This window comes from Rathayibacter sp. VKM Ac-2929 (assembly GCF_022815495.1).
Classification (GTDB): Bacteria; Actinomycetota; Actinomycetes; order Actinomycetales; family Microbacteriaceae; genus Rathayibacter; species Rathayibacter festucae.
Genome location: NZ_JALGRV010000001.1, coordinates 317,187 through 336,040, shown reverse-complemented (window position 1 = coordinate 336,040; position 18,854 = coordinate 317,187). Strand labels below are relative to the sequence as shown.

The window sequence follows — 18,854 nt, the reverse complement described above, 5'->3', positions numbered from 1 at the left end:
CGTGGCCGACGCCCCCGCCGCCGGCCGGACCGGGCAGCCCGCCGAGCTCGAGCTCGCGATCGGCGGGATGACCTGCGCGTCCTGCGTCGCCAAGGTCGAGCGCCGCCTGGACGCGCTCCCCGGCGTCCGCGCGAGCGTCAACCTCGCCCTGGAGCGCGCCACGCTCGCGCTGCCCGAGGGCACCACGGCCGCCGACGCGATCGCCGCGGTCGAGGCCGCCGGATACACGGCCACGGTCTCCGGAGCGACGCCCGTCGCGGACGACGGCACGGACGACGGCGCCCCCTCCCGCGAGGAGGAGGCCGCCGAAACCGAGCGCCGCGTCCTGCGCACCCGCCTCACCATCTCGGCCCTGCTGGCCGCGCCGGTCGTGCTGCTGTCGATGATCCCCGCGCTGCAGTTCGCGAACTGGCAGTGGCTCTGCCTCACCCTCGCCGCGCCCGTCGCCGTCTGGGGCGCCTGGCCCTTCCACCGCACCGCCTGGCGGGCGCTGCGGCACGGCACGACCACGATGGACACCCTGATCAGCCTCGGCACCACCGCGGCCTTCGCCTGGTCGCTGTACGCCCTCTTCCTCGGCGACGCCGGCCGGCCCGGGATGAGCATGCCGTTCGAGCTGCTCGGCACCCGCTCCGGGCACGACGAGATCTACCTCGAGGTCGCCGCCGCGGTCCCCGTGCTGGTGCTGGCCGGCCGCTGGCTCGAGGCCCGCTCCAAGCGCGACGCCGGTGCCGCCCTGCGCGCGCTGCTGAGGCTCGGCGCGAAGGAGGCGACCCGCGTCGCCGCCGACGGCTCCGAGGAGCGCGTCCCCGCCGCGGCCCTCGCGGTCGGCGACCGCCTGCGCGTGCGACCCGGCGAGGTCGTCGCCGCCGACGGCACCGTCCTCGACGGCTCGAGCGCCGTCGACGCGAGCCTGCTGACCGGCGAGAGCGTCCCCGTCGAGGTCGGGCCCGGCTCCGTCGTCACCGGCGGCGTCCTCAACGCGCACGGCGTGCTCACCGTCCGGGTCGACCGCGTCGGCTCCGACACGACCCTGGCCCGGATGGGCCGCCTCGTCTCGCAGGCGCAGGCCGGCAAGGCGCGGGTGCAGCGCCTCGCCGACCGCGTCTCCGCCGTCTTCGTGCCGGTCGTCGTCGTGCTCGCGCTGGCGACCCTCGTCGGCTGGCTGCTCGCCGGAGCGGACCTCGCCGCCGCCGTCTCGCCCGCGGTCGCCGTGCTGATCGTCGCCTGCCCCTGCGCACTCGGGCTCGCCACACCGACCGCCGTCCTCGTCGGCACGGGCCGCGGCTCGCAGCTGGGCATCCTGATCCGCGGACCCGAGGTGCTCGAGACGAGCCGCCGCGTCGACACCGTCGTCCTCGACAAGACCGGCACGCTGACCACCGGCGCCTTCACCGTCGCTGCGGCGAGCGACGACGAGTCCCTCCGCCTGCTCGCGGCGGTCGAGCGCGGCTCCGAGCACCCCCTCGCCGCCGCGATCGTGCGCGGCGCGGAGGAGCGCGGGCTGACCGTTTCCGAGGCGACCGGGTTCCGCGCGAGCGCCGGCTTCGGAGTCCGCGCGAGGATCGACGGCCGTCTCGTCGTCGCCGGGCGCCTGCGCTGGCTCGACGAGCAGTGGGGCTACGCACCCGGCGACCTCGCCGCCCGCGCCGAGCAGGCCGCGGCCGACGGCGGAACCGTCGTCGGGATCGGCTGGGAGGGCGAGCTGCGCGGCTTCGCCGTCCTCCGCGACGAGCCGCGGCCCGAGGCGGCGCGCACCGTCGCGTCGCTGCGCTCCCGCGGGCTGCGCGTGCTGATGCTGACCGGCGACAATCCGCGCGCGGCCACGGCCGTCGCCGCTGCGGTCGGCCTCGACGAGGTGATCGCCGAGGTGCTGCCGGAGGAGAAGCTCGCGGTGATCGAGCGGCTGCGCTCCGAGGGCCGCACGGTCGCCTTCGTCGGCGACGGCGTGAACGACGCGGCCGCCCTCGCCGCCGCAGACCTCGGCATCGCGATGGGCGCCGGCTCCGACGCGGCGATCGAGGCGAGCGACGTGACCCTGGTCGGCGACGACCTCGCCCGCGTGCCCGACGCGCTCCGGCTCGGCCGGCGGACCCTGGGTGTCATCCGGGGCAACCTGTTCTGGGCCTTCGCCTACAACGTGGCGGCGATCCCGCTCGCGATGGCGGGCCTCCTCGGCCCGCTGGTCGCGGGGGCCGCGATGGCGTTCTCCAGCGTCTTCGTGGTGCTGAACAGCCTGCGGCTGCGCTCGTTCCGCGCGGAGTGACGTGCGCGGAGCGACGTGGTTGGCTGGGTCCATGCGCACCGAGACCCGCCAGGGCGTCCCCCTCCTCCTCGTCGACGACGACGGGCCCGCCCTCTCCACCTCGGAGGACGCGCTCGCGGTCATCGGCGAGATCTACGGCAGCGACGCCGAGACGATCGTCGTCCCGGTCGGCCGCCTCGATCCGGAGTTCTTCCGGCTCCGCTCCGGCATCGCCGGCGAGTTCGTGCAGCGCTTCGTGATGTACGGCAAGCGGCTCGTGGTCGTCGGCGACATCACCGAGCAGGTCTCGGCCTCGAGCACCCTGCACGACTTCGTCGTCGAGTCGAACCGCGGCGACCACCTCTGGTTCGTCCCCGCGCTCGACGCCCTCGACGCCCGCCTCCGCGACTCCGCGACGGCCGAGGAGCCCGGCGCCGACGGCGGAGTGGAGCCGACCCCCGGCCCCGCGCTCTGATGCCGGACGGGCGACCCGCCGCGCCGATGCTGCGGCTCGACGGCCCGGTGCGGCTGCTGCTGCTCGCCGACACCCACCTCCCCAAGCGCGCGAAGGCGCTGCCCGACGAGGTCTGGCGGGCGGTGGACGAGGCCGACCTGGTCGTGCACGCCGGCGACTGGGTGGACGAGGCGGCGCTCGACGCCCTCGAGTCCCGCGCCGCGCTTCTGCTCGGCGTCTGGGGCAACAACGATCCCGCCGGGCTCCGGGCGCGCCTCCCCGAGGTCGCCCGCGCGGAGATCGCGGGGCTCGACGTCCGCGTCGTGCACGAGACCGGCCCCGCCGCGGGGCGGGAGGCGCGCGCCGACGCCGCCCACTCCGGCGCCGACCTGCTCGTCTTCGGCCACAGCCACATCCCCTGGGACTCGCGGACCGCGGCCGGGATGCGGCTGCTCAACCCCGGCTCGCCGACCGACCGCCGCCGCCAGCCGGCCGGCACCTACCTCACCGCGGTCGCCGAGGACGGCGAGCTGCGCGACGTGCGCCTCGTCGCGCTCCCGGTGCGCGTCCCCGCCCGCTGAGGACGCGCCTTCCCGACCCGCGAGCGCAGGGCTACGCTCGCCGCATGATCGAGGACGCCGTTCCGCTCGCCAGCCGCCGGATCGGCGACGGCCCCGCCCTCGTCCTGCTGCACCCGGGCGGCACCGACTCGCGGTCCCTCGAGCCGCTGGTGGCGGAGCTGCGGAGCGATTACACGCTGCACCTGCCCGATCAGCGCGGCCACCGCCGCACGGCCGACAGCGACGCTCCCCTGAGCTTCGCCGCGATGACGCGCGACACGATCGCCCTGATCGAGTCGCTGCCCGGCGCCCCCGTGCACCTCCTCGGCCACAGCGACGGCGCGATCGTCGCCCTGCACGTCGCCCTCCGCCGCCCCGACCTCGTGGCGAGCCTGGTCTTCTCCTCCGGCGTCTTCCACCGCGACGGCTGGCTGCCCGGCGTGCTCGACGGCGAGGCCCCCGAGTTCCTGAGGGAGAGCTACGCCGAGGTGTCGCCCGACGGCGCCGCGCACTGGGACGTCGTCGTCGCGAAGCTCGACGCGCTGCACGCCAGCGAGCCGGAGCTCACCACCGCGGACCTGCGCGGCCTCGCGGTGCCGACGCTCCTCCTCTTCGGCGACGACGACGAGATCCGCTTCGAGCACGTCCTGGCGATGTACGACGCGATCCCGGACGCCGAGCTGGCCGTCGTCCCGCGCGCCAGCCACGGCGTGATCGTGGAGAAGCCGGACCTCGTCGCCCGGCTGGTCCGCGACTTCCACGACCCCGGAAAGACCGACGGCTTCGCGCCGATCCGCCGCGCCTGAACGCCCGCCTTCGAGACCGCTCAGCCGCGGGACGACCGGTTCCGGCCGGCGGCGCAAGGGGGTCACAGCGGAATACGGTCGGCCTAAGCTCTCGGAGATGACCAGCTCACACGACCACCCCGATTCCGCGCACCTGCGTCCGGACGGTCTCGACGACGCCACCGTCGCTGCGCTGGGCAAGCTCTCCGAGGCGCTCGAGACCGTCGAGCACGCGCGCGGGCTCCTCTACGGCTTCCACCGGCTGACCGGCGCCGCAGACCTCGCGCTCGGCGAGGCGGTCGACGCCTTCCGCGAGGCGGGGCGCGACGCGCTGGCCGACACTCTGGAGAAGGAGCTGGTCGGCCGGAACGTCATCGAGGGCCGCTGGACGTTCCAGATCGTCGAGGACTACGACGACGGCTACTACGCCGCCTTCCGCGAGCAGGAGCGCGCCGCGCGCGACGAGCTCGCCGCCGGTCGCCGCCACCTCTTCGAGTCCGAGATGAAGGAGGACCGTCGCTCGCACGGTCTCCGCCACCACGAGTCCCGGCCGGATCCCGAATGAACTCCGTGATCCGGATGCACGCCTCCCCGATGCGCGTGCGCGCCGTCACCCCCGGCTCCGATCGGCGCGGGCCGGCGCCTGCTCCCACGACCCGGCGCACCAGCCTCAGCATCGACGGTCGCCGCTTCCTGCTCGCCCTCTCCTTCGACACCGAGGAGCTGGAGAAGAAGCTCGTCGAGGCCGTCCGCGAGCGCGGCGGCATGGTGAGCTTCACCGTCGCCGGCGACCGCGAGGTCTGCGTGCTCGTCTCCCCCGGTGTCGCCGTCATCCTCGAGCACGAGGACGTGCCGGTCGACGAGTTCGAGCCGGACGACGCGGTGCAGTACGACGACGTCGAGTACCTGACCTAGACGCGGGCCGCTCCTGCGCGGCTCCGCGCCGTCCAGATCTTTGCGTTCCGCGTTATTGACACGAGTAAACCCGCGTGCTGAACTGGGTCCGCCGCGCCACCGATCGTCGTCGGCTCTCAGGAGAAATCATGACCTTCACCCTCGGAATCGTCGGCGCCGGCCAGTTCAGCCGCCACTTCGCCGATCTCTTCCACCGCCACCCCGGAGTCGGCGCGATCACCGTGACCGATGTCCTCGACGGCCGCGCGGAGACGCTCGTCGAGTCGGAGGGACTGGCCGGGACGCACGAGAGCTTCGAGGCGATGCTCGCCGATCCGGCGGTCGACGCCGTCGCGCTGTTCACGCAGCGCTGGACCCACGGACCCCTGGTCGCCCGGGCGCTGCGCGCGGGGAAGCACGTCTACTCCGCCGTCCCGATGGCGAGCGACGCCGACGAGATCGCGGAGATCATCGAGCTGGTCTCGGCGACCGGCCTGACCTACATGATGGGCGAGACCAGCCAGTACAACCCGGCCACGGTCTTCGCGCGGCGCAAGCACGAGGAGGGCGCCTTCGGCCGCGTCTTCTACCTCGAGGGCGACTACCTCCACGACATGGACCACGGCTTCTACGACGCCTACCGCTACAGCGGCGGCGACGATTGGAAGTCGACCGCCAGCTACCCGCCGATGTGGTACCCGACCCACTCCATCGGCGGCGTGCTGGGAGCCGTGCCGATGCACGCGACCAGCGTGAGCTGCACGGGCATGCGCGACCACCTCGACGACGGGGTCTTCGACACCGACGTCAGCATGTTCGGCAACGACTTCTCGAACATGACCGCGCTGTTCGAGCTCGACGGCGGCGGCTCGATGCGCATCAACGAGTTCCGCCGGGTCGGCTACCCGTCCTTCCTCCGCGAGAGCCGCTTCCGCTTCTTCGGCACCACCGGCGTCTTCGAGCAGCTCGTGCAGACGAGCGTCTGGCAGACCGGCGAGGGCGTCGAGGACGTGACCGAGCAGCTCGCGACGACCGCGACGATGGCGGACGACGACCCGCGCCTCGAGAACGTCTCCCCCGCCCTGCGCGCCGCCTTCGTCAGCGGCCACGCACCGGTGCACGAGGAGGAGGCCGCACGCCTCCCCGGCGAGCTCGAGGGCGCGCCGAACGGCCACGAGGGCTCGCACCACTTCCTGGTGGACGACTTCGTCCGCGCCGTCTCCACCGGCACGCTGCCGACCGTGAACGCCTGGGTCGCCGCCCGCTACACCCTGCCGGGGCTCGTCGCGATGGAGTCCGCCCGGCAGAACGGGGCACGACTGCCCATCCCCGACCACGGCGACGCGCCGGTCGCGGTCGGCGAGCCGCTCCCGGCGTCGGCGCGGGTCTGACGCACGGAGCGGGGGCGGGCGCCGTGCCCGCCCGCGCTCAGAGTGCCGGGTCCGGACTCCCGGCGAGGAACGGCTCGAAGGCGTCGGCACCTCCTAGGCCGACCCAGTCGTACTCGAGGACGTCGTCGCCCGCCGACCACCGCGACGGCGTCGGCGAGTGCAGCCAGTCCAGCGGAGCGAATCCCCCGGGCGTGCCGCCGTCCAGCGCCAGCCGCAGCGCCTGCGCGAGGTCGGCGTCGACGGCGTCGGTCCGCGTCGCGGGATCGACGGAGATGAAGAGCGCGGTCCCGCTGCGGGCGATGAGGTCGAGGAACCGGCGGTTCAGCGCCCAGTCGGTGGCGGTCGTGCTGGGCACGCAGTCCGCGTCGAGGGTGAAGAACGCGTCGTGCTGGGCGAGGCGGAACGCCAGCGCGTTGACGCCGACGCGGCGGGTGCGGTCCCAGTGCAGGCCCGACGTGTCGTCGCCGACCCGCTGGGCGTGCACGAGCCCGGCGGCGAGGTGCCCGACGACGTTGCAGCCCAGCACCAGCGCCTCGCCGGCGGCCGCGCGCACCGTCGCGTAGAAGCGCACGAGCGCCTCGGCCGTGGTGACGGAGGGGTCGTGCAGCGCGGGCCCGGAGCCGGGCGCCGCACCGAAGTCCGGACCCCACGCGCCGAGGAGGTCGTAGGTCGAGAAGTCGTGCTTGATCAGCTCGAAGCCCCAGCCGCCGAGGCGCGCCGTGTCCTCCGCGACGAGCTCGAGGACGGCGGGCGAGCTGGGGTCGAGGGCGAGCGCCCCGTCCCGCCCGGCCCGCACTCCCTCGATCGGCTCCTCGCGCGTCAGCAGCGGCCGGAACCAGACGCCCGGCCGCACGCCCTCGGCGCGGACGGCCTCCGCCGCCTCGGCCATGTCGGAGAAGCGGTCCGGGCGCCCCGCCCGCCAGGGACCCGGTGAGGCCGCGAGGCCGTCGGCGGTCCCGGCGGAGCTCCAGCCGTCGTCGACGACGCCGAACGGGCGCACCGCGTGGTCGCCGACGAGGTCCGCGATCGTGCGCGCGTCGCGGACGACGGCGGCGAGGCCGAAGTCGCGTCCGTAGGCGTAGTACCAGTTGTTCGCGCCGACCAGGGGTCCGCCCGTCGTGAGCGGCTGCGGGCAGAGCCGGCGGAGGAGCGACCGCTGGACGGCGAGCGCCCCCTGACCGCCGGAGACGACGTGCACGATCGCCGCAGTGAGCACGCGGTCGCCGGGGACGACCGCCGCACCGCCGCTGCGCAGGTCGAGCGTCAGGGTGACTCCGCGCCGGTCCACCTGCCAGAAGGCGAACGAGGCGCCGCCCACCTCGACGCCCCAGCCGTCGGTCGTGCCCGTGCGCGGGTGGTGCACGAGGGCCGTCCAGGGCAGGATCCGCTCGGCGCGGACGCTGCGCCACTCGAGCTCGCCGTAGGAGCGCTCCCACGCGTCCCCGAGCACCAGGCAGTCCTCGGGGATCGCCGCGGCCCAGCGCAGCCGCACCCGCGAGACGGCGGCGACGGCTCCGACCTCGACCCGCAGACCGCCGGAGCCGGTCTCGACGAGGTGGACGCGGACGCCCGAGCCTCGGACGTCGGCGAAGGCGCCGTCGGGGTCGATCTGCACGGCGATGCGTGCGGGATCCACGGGCGGAATCGTCATGATGCTCTCTCTCCGACCCGGCAGCACTGCTCGGAGCCGAGCCCGACTGTAGTTATGTAAGAACAATCATTCAACAGTTGAATTCCTCCCGGTTACTCGTGTAGCTTCCTTCGCAGCACGCTCCCCCGCACCGCGGAACGGGCGCCTCCTCACCTGCTCGGACAATGACGAAGGAGTCATCTCTTGCTGCTTTCACGACGGTCGAACGCGCGACGAACCGGGTGCGCACGATGACGGCTCTCCGCGAGGGGCGCACCCGCCAGGGCGCCGACGCGGTCCGGATCCGCCCGACGATGTCGCTCGGCCGGCGCCGGGCGCGCCGCTCCGAGCTGCTCGTCGCGCTCGCGTTCATCCTCCCCGCCGCCGTCGGCTTCGGAGCCTTCTACGTCGTCCCGACGATCCGCGGCATCTACCTCAGCTTCACCGACTACAACCTGATGAGCGCGCCGTCGTACATCGGCTTCGACAACTACCTCCGCCTGGCGAAGGACCCGCTGTTCTGGAACTCGGTCGGCGTCACCCTCGAGTACGTCCTGATCAACATCGTCGTCCAGACGGTCGTCGCGGTCGGCCTCGCCGTCCTGATGCACCGCCTCACCCAGTCCGTGGTGATCCGCGGGGCGATCCTGCTGCCCTTCCTGATCTCGAACGTCATCGCGGCGATGATCTGGTTCCTCCTGCTCGACTACCAGCTCGGCCTCGTCAACAGCGTCATCGAGAACCTCGGGCTCACCCGCATCCCGTTCTTCGCCGACTCGAACTGGGCGATCCCGACGATCGCGCTGGTCAACGTCTGGCGGCACATGGGCTACACCGCGCTGCTGGTCTTCGCCGGCCTGCAGCTCATCCCGAGCTACGTCTACGAGGCGGCCGCGATCGACGGCTCGAGCGAGTGGCGGTCGTTCTGGAAGATCACCCTGCCGCTGCTGCGGCCGGTGCTCGCGCTGGTCCTCGTGGTCACCGTGACCGGCTCGTTCCAGGTCTTCGACACGGTCGCCGTCACCACCCGTGGCGGCCCGGTCAACGCCACGAGGGTCATGCAGTACTACATCTACCAGGTCGGCTTCGGCGAGAACGACTTCGGCTACGCCAGTGCGATCTCGGTCGTCCTCCTCGTCATCCTCGCCGGCGTCGCGCTGATCCAGCTCCGGCTGCTGCGCGCCGACCAGTCCGACCTCGCGTAAGGAACGCCGATGTCCACTGCAGCTCCCGTCGCCCTCGATCCCGCCGCCGCCGCGTCCGCCGCGCCCGTCCCCGCGCGCACCCGACCGGCCCGCCGGCCCTCCCTCGGCCGCGTCGTCGCCTGGATCGCGCTGATCCTCGCCCTCGTCGTCACCCTCTTCCCGTTCTTCTGGATGGTGCGCACCGCGTTCTCGACCGGGAACGCCCTCGCCAGCGACACGACCTCGCTGCTGCCCGTCGACTTCACCTGGGGCGCCTTCGCCCGCGTGCTGGGCTTCTCCACCCAGGAGCAGGCCCTCGCCGAGGGAGGGTCGGGCGCCTCCGTGAACTTCTGGCTCTACCTGCGCAACTCGGTCGCCTACGCCACCCTGGTCACCCTCGGCCAGCTGCTCTTCTGCTCCCTCGCCGCCTACGCCTTCGCGCGACTGCGCTGGCCCGGCCGCGACGCCGTCTTCTTCCTCTTCCTCACCGCGCTGATGGTCCCGCCGATCTTCACCGCCCTGCCCAACTTCGTCCTGATGCGCGATCTGGGGCTCCTCAACTCCTTCATCGGGCTCTCGCTGCCGACGCTGCTGATGACCCCCTTCGCGGTGTTCTTCCTCCGCCAGTTCTTCCTCGGCATCAGCCGCGAGATCGAGGAGGCGGCCGAGCTGGACGGCGCGGGCAAGCTGCGGATCTTCTTCCGCCTCATCGTGCCGATGAGCACGGCGCCGCTCGCGACGCTGGGCATCCTCACCTACATCAACACCTGGAACGACTACTTCTGGCCGCTGCTCGCCGGCAACACCGAGGACAGCCGCGTGCTCACCGTGGCCCTGGGCGTCTTCCGCTCGCAGACCCCGGGCGGCAGCCCGGACTGGGCCGGACTGATGGCCGCGACCGTCGTCGCCGCCATCCCCGTCCTCCTCCTCTTCCTCGCCTTCGGACGTCGCATCGTCGACTCCATCGGCTTCTCGGGCGTGAAGTGACCGACCCTCCCTCTTCTCCGCCCGCTTCCCCTTTTCCCTCTTTCTTCCCCTTCCCCTTCCCCTCTTTCCTCCCCTTCCCCTTCCTCCCTCTCCCTCTCCCTTCCCTCCCGTGCAATGAAGCAGCAGACAGGAACCAGCACCATGACCCGCATCCTCCGACGATCCGCCGCCGTCCTGGCCGGCACCACCGTCCTCACCCTCGGACTGACCGGCTGCGTCGGCGGCTCCGGCGGCGCAGCGAGCGGTGGCGGCGACAGCGCCGACATCGACACCAGCTCCGCCTCCGGCACCATCGACTACTGGCTCTGGGACAACAACCAGAAGGCCGCCTACCAGCAGTGCGCCGACGACTTCCACACCGCGAACCCGGACGTGAGCGTCACGATCTCGCAGTACTCCTGGGACGACTACTGGACGAAGCTCACCAACGGCTTCGTCGCCGGCACGGCCCCCGACGTGTTCACCGACCACCTCTCGAAGTTCGCGGACTTCGTGAACAACGGCCAGGTCGTCTCGCTCGACGGCGTCGTCGAGAAGGACGGCGTCGACGTCTCGCAGTATCAGAAGGGCCTCGCGGACCTCTGGGTCGGCGAGGACGGCGAGCGCTACGGTCTCCCGAAGGACTGGGACACCACCGCGATCTTCTACAACCAGGCCCTCGTCGAGGACGGCGGCTACACCGCCGACCAGATCGCCGGCCTGGACTGGAACCCGGACGACGGCGGCAGCTACGAGAAGGCCATCGCGCACCTCACCGTCGACGTCAACGGCGTCCGCGGCGACGAGGCCGGCTTCGACAAGACCCGCGTCGCCGTCTACGGCCTGGGCCTCGACGGCCAGTCCGGCGGCGGCAACGGCCAGACCCAGTGGTCGATGTACGCCGGCACCACCGGCTGGAGCTACACCGACAAGAACCCCTGGGGCACGAAGTACAACTACGACGACGAGCGCTTCCAGGCGACCATCGGCTGGATGGCGAAGGTCATCGACGAGGGCTACATGCCCTCCCTCGCGGCCGTCACCGGCAGCGACTCGACGCAGACCTTCGGCGCCGGCAAGTACGCGATGATCACCAACGGCTCGTGGAACATCAACTCCTTCTACGGCCTCAAGGACATCCAGGTCGGCACCGCCCCGACCCCGACCGGCCCCGACGGCAAGCGCGCCACGATGTTCAACGGACTGGCCGACTCCATCTGGTCCGGCTCGGACAACAAGGCCGCCTCGGCCAAGTGGGTCGAGTACATGGCCTCCGCCGACTGCCAGAACGTCATCGGCGCCGCCGGCGTCGTCTTCCCGGCCATCCCCTCCGGCTCGGACGCGGCCCAGGCCGCCTTCGCGGAGCGCGGGATCGACGTGACGGCGTTCACCGGCCAGGTCGACGAGGGCACCACGTTCCTCTTCCCGATCTCCGACAACGCGGCGAAGATCAACGGCATCATGCAGCCGGCGGTCGACGCGGTGTTCGAGGGCCAGGCCGAGCCGTCGTCGCTGTCGTCGGCGAACGATCAGGTGAACGCGCTGTTCCAGTAGCCCGTCGGCCAGACTGGCGGAGAGGGGGCGATCGTGTCCCCCTCTCCGCCGATCGTCGCTTACTCGAGGAGACCCCGTGCCGGACACCACCACCCCCCGCAAGCGCCCGACCCGCAACGACGTCGCGGAGCGAGCGCAGGTGAGCTCGGCCGTCGTCAGCTACGTGATGACGGGGGCGAAGCACGTCACTCCCGAGACGGCGAAGCGCGTGCGGACGGCGATGGAGGAGCTCGGCTACCGGCCGAACTCCACCGCCCGCGCCCTGCGCACCGGCCGGACGCACACCCTCGCCCTCATCGTCGCCGATGTGAGCAACCCGTTCTTCTCCGAGTACGCCCTCCAGCTCGAGATCGCGGCCACGGAGCGCGGCTACGCGCTGCTCATCGCGAACTCGCACGAGAGCCTGGAGACGGAGGTGCGGCTGCTCGACGAGATCGCGCAGCGCGGGGTCGACGGGGTGATGCTCTCGAGCGTGCGGCACGCGAGCGACCGCTCCTCCCTCGACGCGATCCCCGTCCCCGTGATGTGGATCGACGCCTTCCATCCCGCGGACGGCGCCGCCAGCGTCGGGGTCGACATCCGCCACAGCGCGCGCACCGTCGTCCAGCACCTCGCCGACGTGCACGGCTGCCGCTCCGTCGGCCTCGTCATCGGCGCGAGCTCGCAGGACACCACCGACCCGCGGGTGCTGGGCTGGGCCGAGGCGATCGAGGAGATCGGCCTGGAGCCCGGACCGGTGGTCACCACCACCTGGACGCGCGAGGGCGGGATCGAGGCGGCGCGGATGCTCCTGGACACCCCGAACCGGCCCGACGCCGTCTTCGCCGGCTCGGACCTCCTCGGCATCGGCGTCCTCCGCGGCGCGGCGGACCTCGGGCTCCGGGTCCCGGAGGACCTCCGGATCATCTCCTACGACGGCACCGCGGAGTCCGCGTTCAGCGTTCCGCGGCTCACCTCCTTCAAGCAGCCGGTCCGCGAGATGGCCCGCGCTGCGATCGACACCATCATCGACTTCACACCCGACAAGGCGCACCACACGCTGTTCCGCGGGGAGCTGCTCCTCCGGGAGTCCTGCGGCTGCGCGTCGTCCGCGCCCTGACCGGGCAGAACAGCCCCGATCCGGGCAGAACAGCCCCCATCCGGGCAGAACAGCCCCCATCCGGGCAGAACAGCCCCCATCCGGGCAGAACAGCCCCCATCCGGGCAGAACAGGAACACTCACCGTGACACTCGCCACCTCCTCGACCGGAGTCGTCCTCCGCAGCGCCGGAGTCGCCCTCGTGCTGGACCTCAGCGACTCCCGGCTCCCGTCGGTCGCGCACTGGGGGGCGGACTGCGGGCCGCTCGATCGGGCGGCGTTCGACGCGCTGGTGCTCTCGGGCGTCGCCCCGGTCGGCCCGAACGACATCGACGAGCCGATCCGCCTCGCGGTGCTCCTCGAGCACTCCACCGGCTGGACCGGCCGGCCCGGCCTCAGCGGATCCCGCGCGGGGGCGGCCTGGTCGCCGGCTTTCCGCACCACGAGCCTCGAGCTCGACGGCGCCGCCCTCGCGGCCGGCGAGATCGCGGACGCCGGCGCGGGGACGCTCGTGGTCCGCGCCCGGGACGACGTCGCCGCGCTCGGACTCGAGATCGTGATCGTCCTCGACCCCTCCGGCGTGCTGCGGATGCGGGCGGCGCTCACCAACCTCGGCGAGGACGGCTACCAGGTCGACGAGCTGCTGCTCAGCCTGCCCACCCCGGCCTCGGCGAGCGAGATCCTCGACTTCGCCGGCCGCTGGGGCAAGGAGCGGGTGCCGCAGCGCTCGGCCGTCACCGTCGGCGCGCACCGCCGCGAGGGCCGGCACGGACGGACGGGGGCGGACGCCGCCACCCTGCTCAGCGTCGGCGAGCCCGGCTTCGGCTTCGCCCGCGGAGAGGTCTGGGGCGTGCACACCGCGTGGTCCGGCAACCACGTCCACCTGGTCGAGCGCGTGCACACCGGCGTGCAGACCCTCGGCGGCGGCGAGCTGCTGCTGCCCGGCGAGGTCCGGCTCGCCCACGGCGAGACCTACACCGGACCGTGGATCCACGCCGTCTACGGCGACGGACTGGACGAGGTCGCGCGACGCTTCCACCGCCAGCTGCGGGCGCGGCCCGGTCACCCGACGTCTGCGCGCCCGGTCACGATCAACGTGTGGGAGGCCGTCTACTTCGACCACGACCTCGGCGCGCTCGTCGAGCTGGCCGACCGCGCGGCGGACCTCGGGATCGAGCGCTTCGTGCTCGACGACGGCTGGTTCGGCAGCCGACGCGACGACCACTCCGGCCTGGGCGACTGGACCGTCTCGAGCGACGTCTGGCCGGACGGCCTGCACCCCCTGGTCGACCACGTGCGCTCCCTCGGCCTGCAGTTCGGGCTCTGGTTCGAGCCCGAGATGGTCAACCCGGACTCCGACCTCGCCCGGGCGCACCCCGAGTGGATCCTCTCGACCGGCGACCGGATGCCGCCCGAGTCGCGCTGGCAGCAGGTCCTCGACCTGGGCGATCCGGACTGCTTCGCCCATCTCCGCGACGCGATCCTCGCGATCCTCGACGAGTACGACATCGGCTACATCAAATGGGACCACAACCGCGACCTCACCGACGCGGGCCGGCGCCCCGACGGAGCGCCGGGCGTGCACCGCCAGACGCTCGCGGTCTACCGGCTGATGGACGAGATCCGGGCCCTGCACCCGGGGCTCGAGATCGAGTCCTGCTCCTCGGGCGGGGCGCGGGTCGACCTGGAGGTCCTGGAGCGGACCGACCGCGTCTGGGTCTCCGACAACAACGACCCGCTCGACCGCCAGCAGATGAACCGCTGGACCGGCCAGCTGCTGCCGCCCGAGCTGATGGGCACCCACATCGCGTCGGGGGCCTCGCACACGACGGGCCGCGTGCACGACCTTTCCTTCCGCGCCCTGACGGCGCTGTTCGGCCACCTCGGCGTCGAGTGGGACCTGCGCTCCGCCGGCGACGAGGAGCTCGAGGAGCTGCGCCAGTGGATCGCCCTGCACAAGCGGCTCCGGCCGCTGCTGCACGGCGGCGACCTCGTCCGCCTCGACCACCCGGACGAGACGATCGCGGTGCACGGCGTCGTCGCTCCCGACCGCTCGGCCGCCGTCTACGCGTACGTCTCCCTCGCGCGCGCCGGCGTCGTCTCCCCCGGGCGGGTCCGCCTGCCCGGCCTCGATCCGGAGTCGGTGTACCGGGTGGCCCCGATCGTCGTCGGCACGCGCGGCATCGCCGACCGCGAGGCGATCTGGTGGCCGCAGGACGGCGGGGCCTTCGAGCTGTCCGGCGCCCTGCTCGGCCGAGCGGGACTCGTCCCGCCGCTCCTGCACCCCGAGCGCGGGGTGCTCTACGAGGTGACGCGGGTCGGGAGCGTGCGGCCGCTCGCAAGCTGAGGCGGATGACTCCGGTCGTGCGGGCGCGGGCGGCACGGGCGCGGTAGGTTCGCTGCGATGAACACCTCGCGACGGGTCACTCGACGCGACGTCGCCCGCCTGGCCGGCGTCAGCGACGCCGTCGTGACGTACACGCTCACCGGCACCGCGCCCGTCGCCGAGGCGACCGCGGCGCGGGTGCGGGCGGCGATCGCCGAGCTCGGCTACCGGCCGAACGCCACGGCGGCCGCCCTCCGGACCGGGACCTCCCGGACCATCGCCCTGCTCGCCCCGGTCGGCAGCCGGCGGGTGTTCAGCAATCCGCTCTTCACCGAGCTGGCCAGCGCCGTCGAGGACGCGGCGCGCGCCCGAGGACTCGATCTGCTCGTGGTCACCTCGATCCCGGACGTCGACGCCCTGCACGCCCGCCTCCGCGATCTGACCGCGCGGCAGATCGCCGGGGTGCTCCTCCTGGCGGGCGGCCCCGTCGACCGGGGGTCGATCGACTCCTTCGGCGTCCCCTGGCTGCAGCTCAACAGCAGCGACGAATCGGGGGCGAACGGCGTCGGCGTCGACCTGGAGGCCGGCGCGGCGGCGGTGACCCGCCACCTTCTGGAGACGGGGCGGCGCCGGATCGCCTTCGTCGGCGACCTCGAGCGGGACGACCGCGGCCGCGTCGAGGCCCGTCGGCGCGGCTGGGAGTCGGCGTGCCTCGACGCCGGGCGAGAGCCGGGTCCCGCGCTCCGCAGCGACTACTCCCGCGAGGGCGGCCGGGCCGCCGGCCGGGTCCTGGCCGGCCTGTCGCCCCGGCCCGACGCCGTCTTCGCCGCCTCCGACCTGATCGGCATCGGCGTGCTCCGCGCGCTGCGGGACGCGGAGCTCCGGGTGCCGGACGACATCGCGGTCGCGAGCTTCGACGGCACCTGGGAGGGCGAGTACAGCGCTCCACCGCTCACCTCGCTGCGGCAGCCGCTCGATGCGCTGGCCGAGGCCGCCCTCGACCGTCTCGTCGGCGGCGTGACCGGCTCGACGCTCCTCGAGGGGACCCTCGTCGTGCGCGCCTCGTCGAGGTAGGCGGGACGCGCGCGGGCCGCTCCGACGGGTTCAGACGGCGCCCGTCGAGGCCCACAGGTGGAAGGCCGCGTGGGCGCGGTGCGGACGCCAGGCCTGCGAGGCCGCGTCGGCCGCCGCCGTGCTGATGCCGCCGAGGGCACGGCGCAGGACGAGGTCGCCCGCGGGGAACGCGTCCGGGTCGCCGAGCAGCCGGAGGCCGAGGTAGTCGGCGGTCCACGGGCCGATGCCGGGGATCGCGAGCAGGAGCCGGCGCTGCTCGGGCAGGTCGCCCGCGCGGTCGAGCACCAGTCCGTCGGCGAAGGCCGCCGCGACCGCGCGGACGGTCGCCGCGCGGGCCCGGGTCACGCCGATCGCGGCGCGCAGCTCCTCGATCGGTCCGGCGAGGAGGGCCTCGGGCGTGGGGAACGAGTGGAGGCCCCACTCGCCCTCACTGCCGAACGCTGTCACGACGCGCCCGCCGAAGGTCCTCGCCGCCGCGACCGACACCTGCTGGCCGAGGACCGCCATCACGGCGGCTTCGAACGGCGCGGGGTACTGCGTCGCCCGCAGTCCCGGCCGCGCGGCGACCATCGGGGCCAGCAGCGGATCGCGGGCGAGGGCGGCGCCGATCGCCTCGACGTCGGAGTCGAGATCGAACCAGGCGCGGACCAGCGGGAGGACGGCGGGGTCGGTCGTCGTGACCCGCACGCCGGTCGCGGTCAGCTCGAGCGCGAGCGGCACCGCCCGCGACCCGACGGTGACGAGTCGCTCGAGCCGCCGTCCGTCGTCGGAGACCCGCTCGACACCGGGCAGCGCGTGGTGCAGGAGGAGGTTCGCGGCGCCGACGACGTCGAAGGGGCCGTTCGCGACGAGGTCGACGGGGCGCGGGTCCACGGGTCGGGAGTGTGCGGCGCTGGGGTCGACGGCGTTCAGGGGAGGAGCACCACCTTGCCGCCGGCGCGGCCCGACTCGACCATCGCGAGCGCCTCCACGGCCGAGGCGAGCGGGAAGGAGGGGCCGAGCACCACCTCGAGCTCACCCCGGCCGGCCCGCTCGAGCAGCGGTGCCCGGGCGGCGTCGCGCAGAGCGGTGCCCGGGTCGGCCCCGGCCCCGCCGCCCAGCAGCAGGACGCCGAGTGCCGCGCCGCGCTCGAAGCCGGCGACGGTGGCGATCCGGGAGCGGTCGGCGACGAGCTCGACGGAGGCGTCGAGCGCCTCGTCGGTGCCCGCCGTGTCGAGCGCGACGTCGACGCCGTCGGGGGCGAGGGCGCGCACCCGCTCGACCAGGCCGGCGCCGTAGCGCACGGACTCTCCGCCGAAGCGCTCGACGACGGCGGCGCCCCGCTCGCTGGACGTGCCGATGGCACGGGCGCCGCGCTCGCGCACGAGCTGGACGAGGAGGCTGCCGACGGCGCCGCTCGCCCCGTGGATCAGGACGGTGTCGCCGGCGGAGACGTGCGTCGCCTCGAGCAGGTGCACCGCGGTCGTGCCGGTGAGCAGGAGCCCGGCCGCCTGCTCCCAGGCGAGGCCCGGCGGCTTCGGCAGCACCGAGGCGGCCGGGACGACCAGCTCCTCGGCGTAGCCGCCGGAGACGCGGAAGGCGACCACCTCGTCGCCGACGCGGACGTCGCCGAGCGGCCCCGTCGCTGCCTCTCCCACGGCGGTGACCACGCCCGCGACCTCGCTGCCGGGCCGGACGGGGGTGCGCCCACGACCGAAGAGACCGCGGAGGAGCTTCGCGTCGGCGGGGTTGACGCCCGCGGCGCGCACGCCGATCCGCACCCGGCCGGCGGCGGGCTCGCCGGGCTCGGTCGTCACCGCGTGGAGGGCCTCGGGCCCGCCGAAGTCGTCCGCCTGCATCGCCAGAACCACGGGGACCGCCTCTCGCGCGGGCCCCGATCGCCGGTGACGATCAGGAGGGGTCCGAGCGGGGCCGACGCTAGCAGCAGCCGCCGACACCGGGCCGGGCCTCGGGGCGCTGAGTGCCGAACGAGTGTCGGACAACTGAGAACGCGCGTTCCCTCAGCGCCTACGATGGAGGGATGACGCCGCCGACGCTCGAAGCAACGCCTCCCCGCGAGGCGATCCTCGCGGCGGCCGACCGCCTCTACTACGAGCGCGGGATCCAGTCGGTCGGGATGGACGCGCTGCGCACCGCCGCCGGCGTCTCGCTGAAGCGGCTCTACTCGGAGTTCCCGAGCAAGGAGGCGCTGGTCCTGGCCGTGCTCCAGGCCCGCCACGAGCAGTGGACGCTCGGCGTGCGCAGCCGGGTCGCCGCCGCGGCGGGCGCCCGCCCGAAGCTCCTCGCGATCTACGACTTCCTCTTCGACTGGTTCTCCGAGGACTCCTTCCGCGGCTGCAGCTTCATCAACGCCTTCGGCGAGTTCGGCTCGTCCAACCCGGCGGTCGCGCAGCTGGCCCGCGAGCACAAGGACACCTTCCAGCGCTTCCTCGCCGTGCTGACGGAGGAGGTGGGCGGCGGCCCCGAGCTGGCCCAGCAGCTCGCCATCCTAGCCGAGGGCGCGCAGACCACCGCCGCCATCTCGGGCACCCCCGAGTCCGCCCTGCACGCCCGCCGCGCCGCCGAGATCCTGATCGACGCCGCGACCCGCGCGTCCTGACGCCGCGCCGCATCCCCTGCTGATCGAGTCGCCCACAGGGAGACCCCTGCTCGTCGAGATGCCCGCAGGGCGTATCGAGACCCGCCGTCATCAGCAAGGCCGGTCCGCAGGCTC

General features: G+C 73.5%; 17 protein-coding genes. 14 read left to right on the top strand and 3 right to left on the bottom strand.

From position 1 onward, the window contains the following. Position 1 precedes the first annotated feature (1 nt). The 7 genes from MT355_RS01490 to MT355_RS01460 all read left to right on the top strand — a co-directional run bounded on the left by MT355_RS01490 (position 2) and on the right by MT355_RS01460 (position 6,329). Entirely contained in the window at positions 2 to 2,266 is a 2,265-nt protein-coding gene (locus MT355_RS01490) for a heavy metal translocating P-type ATPase (RefSeq protein ID WP_308197286.1), read from the top strand. Positions 2,267 to 2,297: 31 nt separating this feature from the next. After that, entirely contained in the window at positions 2,298 to 2,720 is a 423-nt protein-coding gene (locus tag MT355_RS01485) for a DUF4180 domain-containing protein (RefSeq protein WP_123446650.1), read from the top strand. Next, positions 2,720 to 3,280, top strand: a complete 561-nt coding sequence (locus tag MT355_RS01480) for a metallophosphoesterase (protein WP_243598272.1) — start codon at positions 2,720 to 2,722, stop codon at positions 3,278 to 3,280. The genes MT355_RS01485 and MT355_RS01480 overlap by 1 nt, the downstream gene beginning before the upstream one ends. 44 nt (positions 3,281 to 3,324) lie before the next feature. Continuing rightward, positions 3,325 to 4,065 (top strand): alpha/beta fold hydrolase, encoded by a 741-nt coding sequence (locus MT355_RS01475; protein ID WP_243598271.1) that lies wholly within the window; start codon positions 3,325 to 3,327, stop codon positions 4,063 to 4,065. 97 nt (positions 4,066 to 4,162) lie between these two features. Further along, a complete protein-coding gene (locus MT355_RS01470; RefSeq protein WP_123705394.1) occupies positions 4,163 to 4,609 on the top strand; it encodes a hypothetical protein in 447 nt (148 codons plus the stop codon). Beyond that, positions 4,606 to 4,959, top strand: a complete 354-nt coding sequence (locus MT355_RS01465) for a hypothetical protein (protein WP_243598270.1) — start codon at positions 4,606 to 4,608, stop codon at positions 4,957 to 4,959. Before MT355_RS01470 ends, MT355_RS01465 begins: the two co-directional genes overlap by 4 nt. A gap of 128 nt (positions 4,960 to 5,087) precedes the next feature. Further along, positions 5,088 to 6,329: a Gfo/Idh/MocA family protein gene (locus tag MT355_RS01460; RefSeq protein WP_243598269.1), complete on the top strand. Its 1,242-nt coding sequence runs from the start codon at positions 5,088 to 5,090 to the stop codon at positions 6,327 to 6,329. A gap of 37 nt (positions 6,330 to 6,366) precedes the next feature. On the opposite strand, the gene MT355_RS01455 is transcribed toward MT355_RS01460, so the two are convergent. Continuing rightward, the gene (locus tag MT355_RS01455) at positions 6,367 to 7,965 is read right to left on the bottom strand and encodes a hypothetical protein (RefSeq protein WP_243598268.1); all 1,599 of its coding nucleotides are present in this window, start codon (positions 7,963 to 7,965) and stop codon (positions 6,367 to 6,369) included. A gap of 308 nt (positions 7,966 to 8,273) precedes the next feature. Here MT355_RS01455 and MT355_RS01450 point away from each other — a divergent pair, with 308 nt between their 5' ends. From MT355_RS01450 to MT355_RS01425, 6 genes are all read left to right on the top strand, one after another. Continuing rightward, positions 8,274 to 9,164: a carbohydrate ABC transporter permease gene (locus MT355_RS01450; protein WP_123732896.1), complete on the top strand. Its 891-nt coding sequence runs from the start codon at positions 8,274 to 8,276 to the stop codon at positions 9,162 to 9,164. A 9-nt stretch (positions 9,165 to 9,173) separates the two neighbouring features. Further along, positions 9,174 to 10,130, top strand: coding sequence for a carbohydrate ABC transporter permease (locus MT355_RS01445; RefSeq protein WP_243598267.1), 957 nt, complete (start codon positions 9,174 to 9,176; stop codon positions 10,128 to 10,130). 141 nt (positions 10,131 to 10,271) lie between these two features. Then, a complete protein-coding gene (locus MT355_RS01440) occupies positions 10,272 to 11,663 on the top strand; it encodes a sugar ABC transporter substrate-binding protein (RefSeq protein ID WP_123736733.1) in 1,392 nt (463 codons plus the stop codon). Positions 11,664 to 11,739: 76 nt separating this feature from the next. Next, positions 11,740 to 12,762: a LacI family DNA-binding transcriptional regulator gene (locus MT355_RS01435; RefSeq protein WP_243598266.1), complete on the top strand. Its 1,023-nt coding sequence runs from the start codon at positions 11,740 to 11,742 to the stop codon at positions 12,760 to 12,762. 124 nt (positions 12,763 to 12,886) lie between these two features. After that, positions 12,887 to 15,088, top strand: coding sequence for an alpha-galactosidase (locus tag MT355_RS01430; protein ID WP_243598265.1), 2,202 nt, complete (start codon positions 12,887 to 12,889; stop codon positions 15,086 to 15,088). Between the two features lie 57 nt (positions 15,089 to 15,145). Further along, positions 15,146 to 16,141: a LacI family DNA-binding transcriptional regulator gene (locus tag MT355_RS01425; RefSeq protein ID WP_243598264.1), complete on the top strand. Its 996-nt coding sequence runs from the start codon at positions 15,146 to 15,148 to the stop codon at positions 16,139 to 16,141. Positions 16,142 to 16,171: 30 nt separating this feature from the next. On the opposite strand, the gene MT355_RS01420 is transcribed toward MT355_RS01425, so the two are convergent. Together MT355_RS01420 and MT355_RS01415 are read right to left on the bottom strand one after the other, a co-directional pair. Next, on the bottom strand, positions 16,172 to 17,014 hold the full coding sequence (locus MT355_RS01420) for an AlkA N-terminal domain-containing protein (RefSeq protein ID WP_243598263.1): 843 nt from the start codon (positions 17,012 to 17,014) through the stop codon (positions 16,172 to 16,174). Positions 17,015 to 17,049: 35 nt separating this feature from the next. Continuing rightward, entirely contained in the window at positions 17,050 to 17,991 is a 942-nt protein-coding gene (locus tag MT355_RS01415; RefSeq protein ID WP_243598262.1) for an NADP-dependent oxidoreductase, read from the bottom strand. Positions 17,992 to 18,161: 170 nt separating this feature from the next. Between MT355_RS01415 and MT355_RS01410 the strand changes: the two genes are divergently transcribed. Continuing rightward, positions 18,162 to 18,740, top strand: a complete 579-nt coding sequence (locus tag MT355_RS01410; RefSeq protein WP_132437484.1) for a TetR/AcrR family transcriptional regulator — start codon at positions 18,162 to 18,164, stop codon at positions 18,738 to 18,740. Positions 18,741 to 18,854: the final 114 nt, after the last annotated feature.

Bases quoted from the DNA above. Each gene is read 5' to 3' on its own strand.
- MT355_RS01485 (WP_123446650.1), top strand. From the start codon at position 2,298: ATGCGCACCGAGACCCGCCAGGGCGTCCCCCTCCTCCTCGTCGACGAC.
- MT355_RS01480 (WP_243598272.1), top strand. From the start codon at position 2,720: ATGCCGGACGGGCGACCCGCCGCGCCGATGCTGCGGCTCGACGGCCCG.
- MT355_RS01475 (WP_243598271.1), top strand. From the start codon at position 3,325: ATGATCGAGGACGCCGTTCCGCTCGCCAGCCGCCGGATCGGCGACGGC.
- MT355_RS01470 (WP_123705394.1), top strand. From the start codon at position 4,163: ATGACCAGCTCACACGACCACCCCGATTCCGCGCACCTGCGTCCGGAC.
- MT355_RS01465 (WP_243598270.1), top strand. From the start codon at position 4,606: ATGAACTCCGTGATCCGGATGCACGCCTCCCCGATGCGCGTGCGCGCC.
- MT355_RS01460 (WP_243598269.1), top strand. From the start codon at position 5,088: ATGACCTTCACCCTCGGAATCGTCGGCGCCGGCCAGTTCAGCCGCCAC.
- MT355_RS01450 (WP_123732896.1), top strand. From the start codon at position 8,274: ATGTCGCTCGGCCGGCGCCGGGCGCGCCGCTCCGAGCTGCTCGTCGCG.
- MT355_RS01445 (WP_243598267.1), top strand. From the start codon at position 9,174: ATGTCCACTGCAGCTCCCGTCGCCCTCGATCCCGCCGCCGCCGCGTCC.
- MT355_RS01440 (WP_123736733.1), top strand. From the start codon at position 10,272: ATGACCCGCATCCTCCGACGATCCGCCGCCGTCCTGGCCGGCACCACC.
- MT355_RS01425 (WP_243598264.1), top strand. From the start codon at position 15,146: ATGAACACCTCGCGACGGGTCACTCGACGCGACGTCGCCCGCCTGGCC.
- MT355_RS01410 (WP_132437484.1), top strand. From the start codon at position 18,162: ATGACGCCGCCGACGCTCGAAGCAACGCCTCCCCGCGAGGCGATCCTC.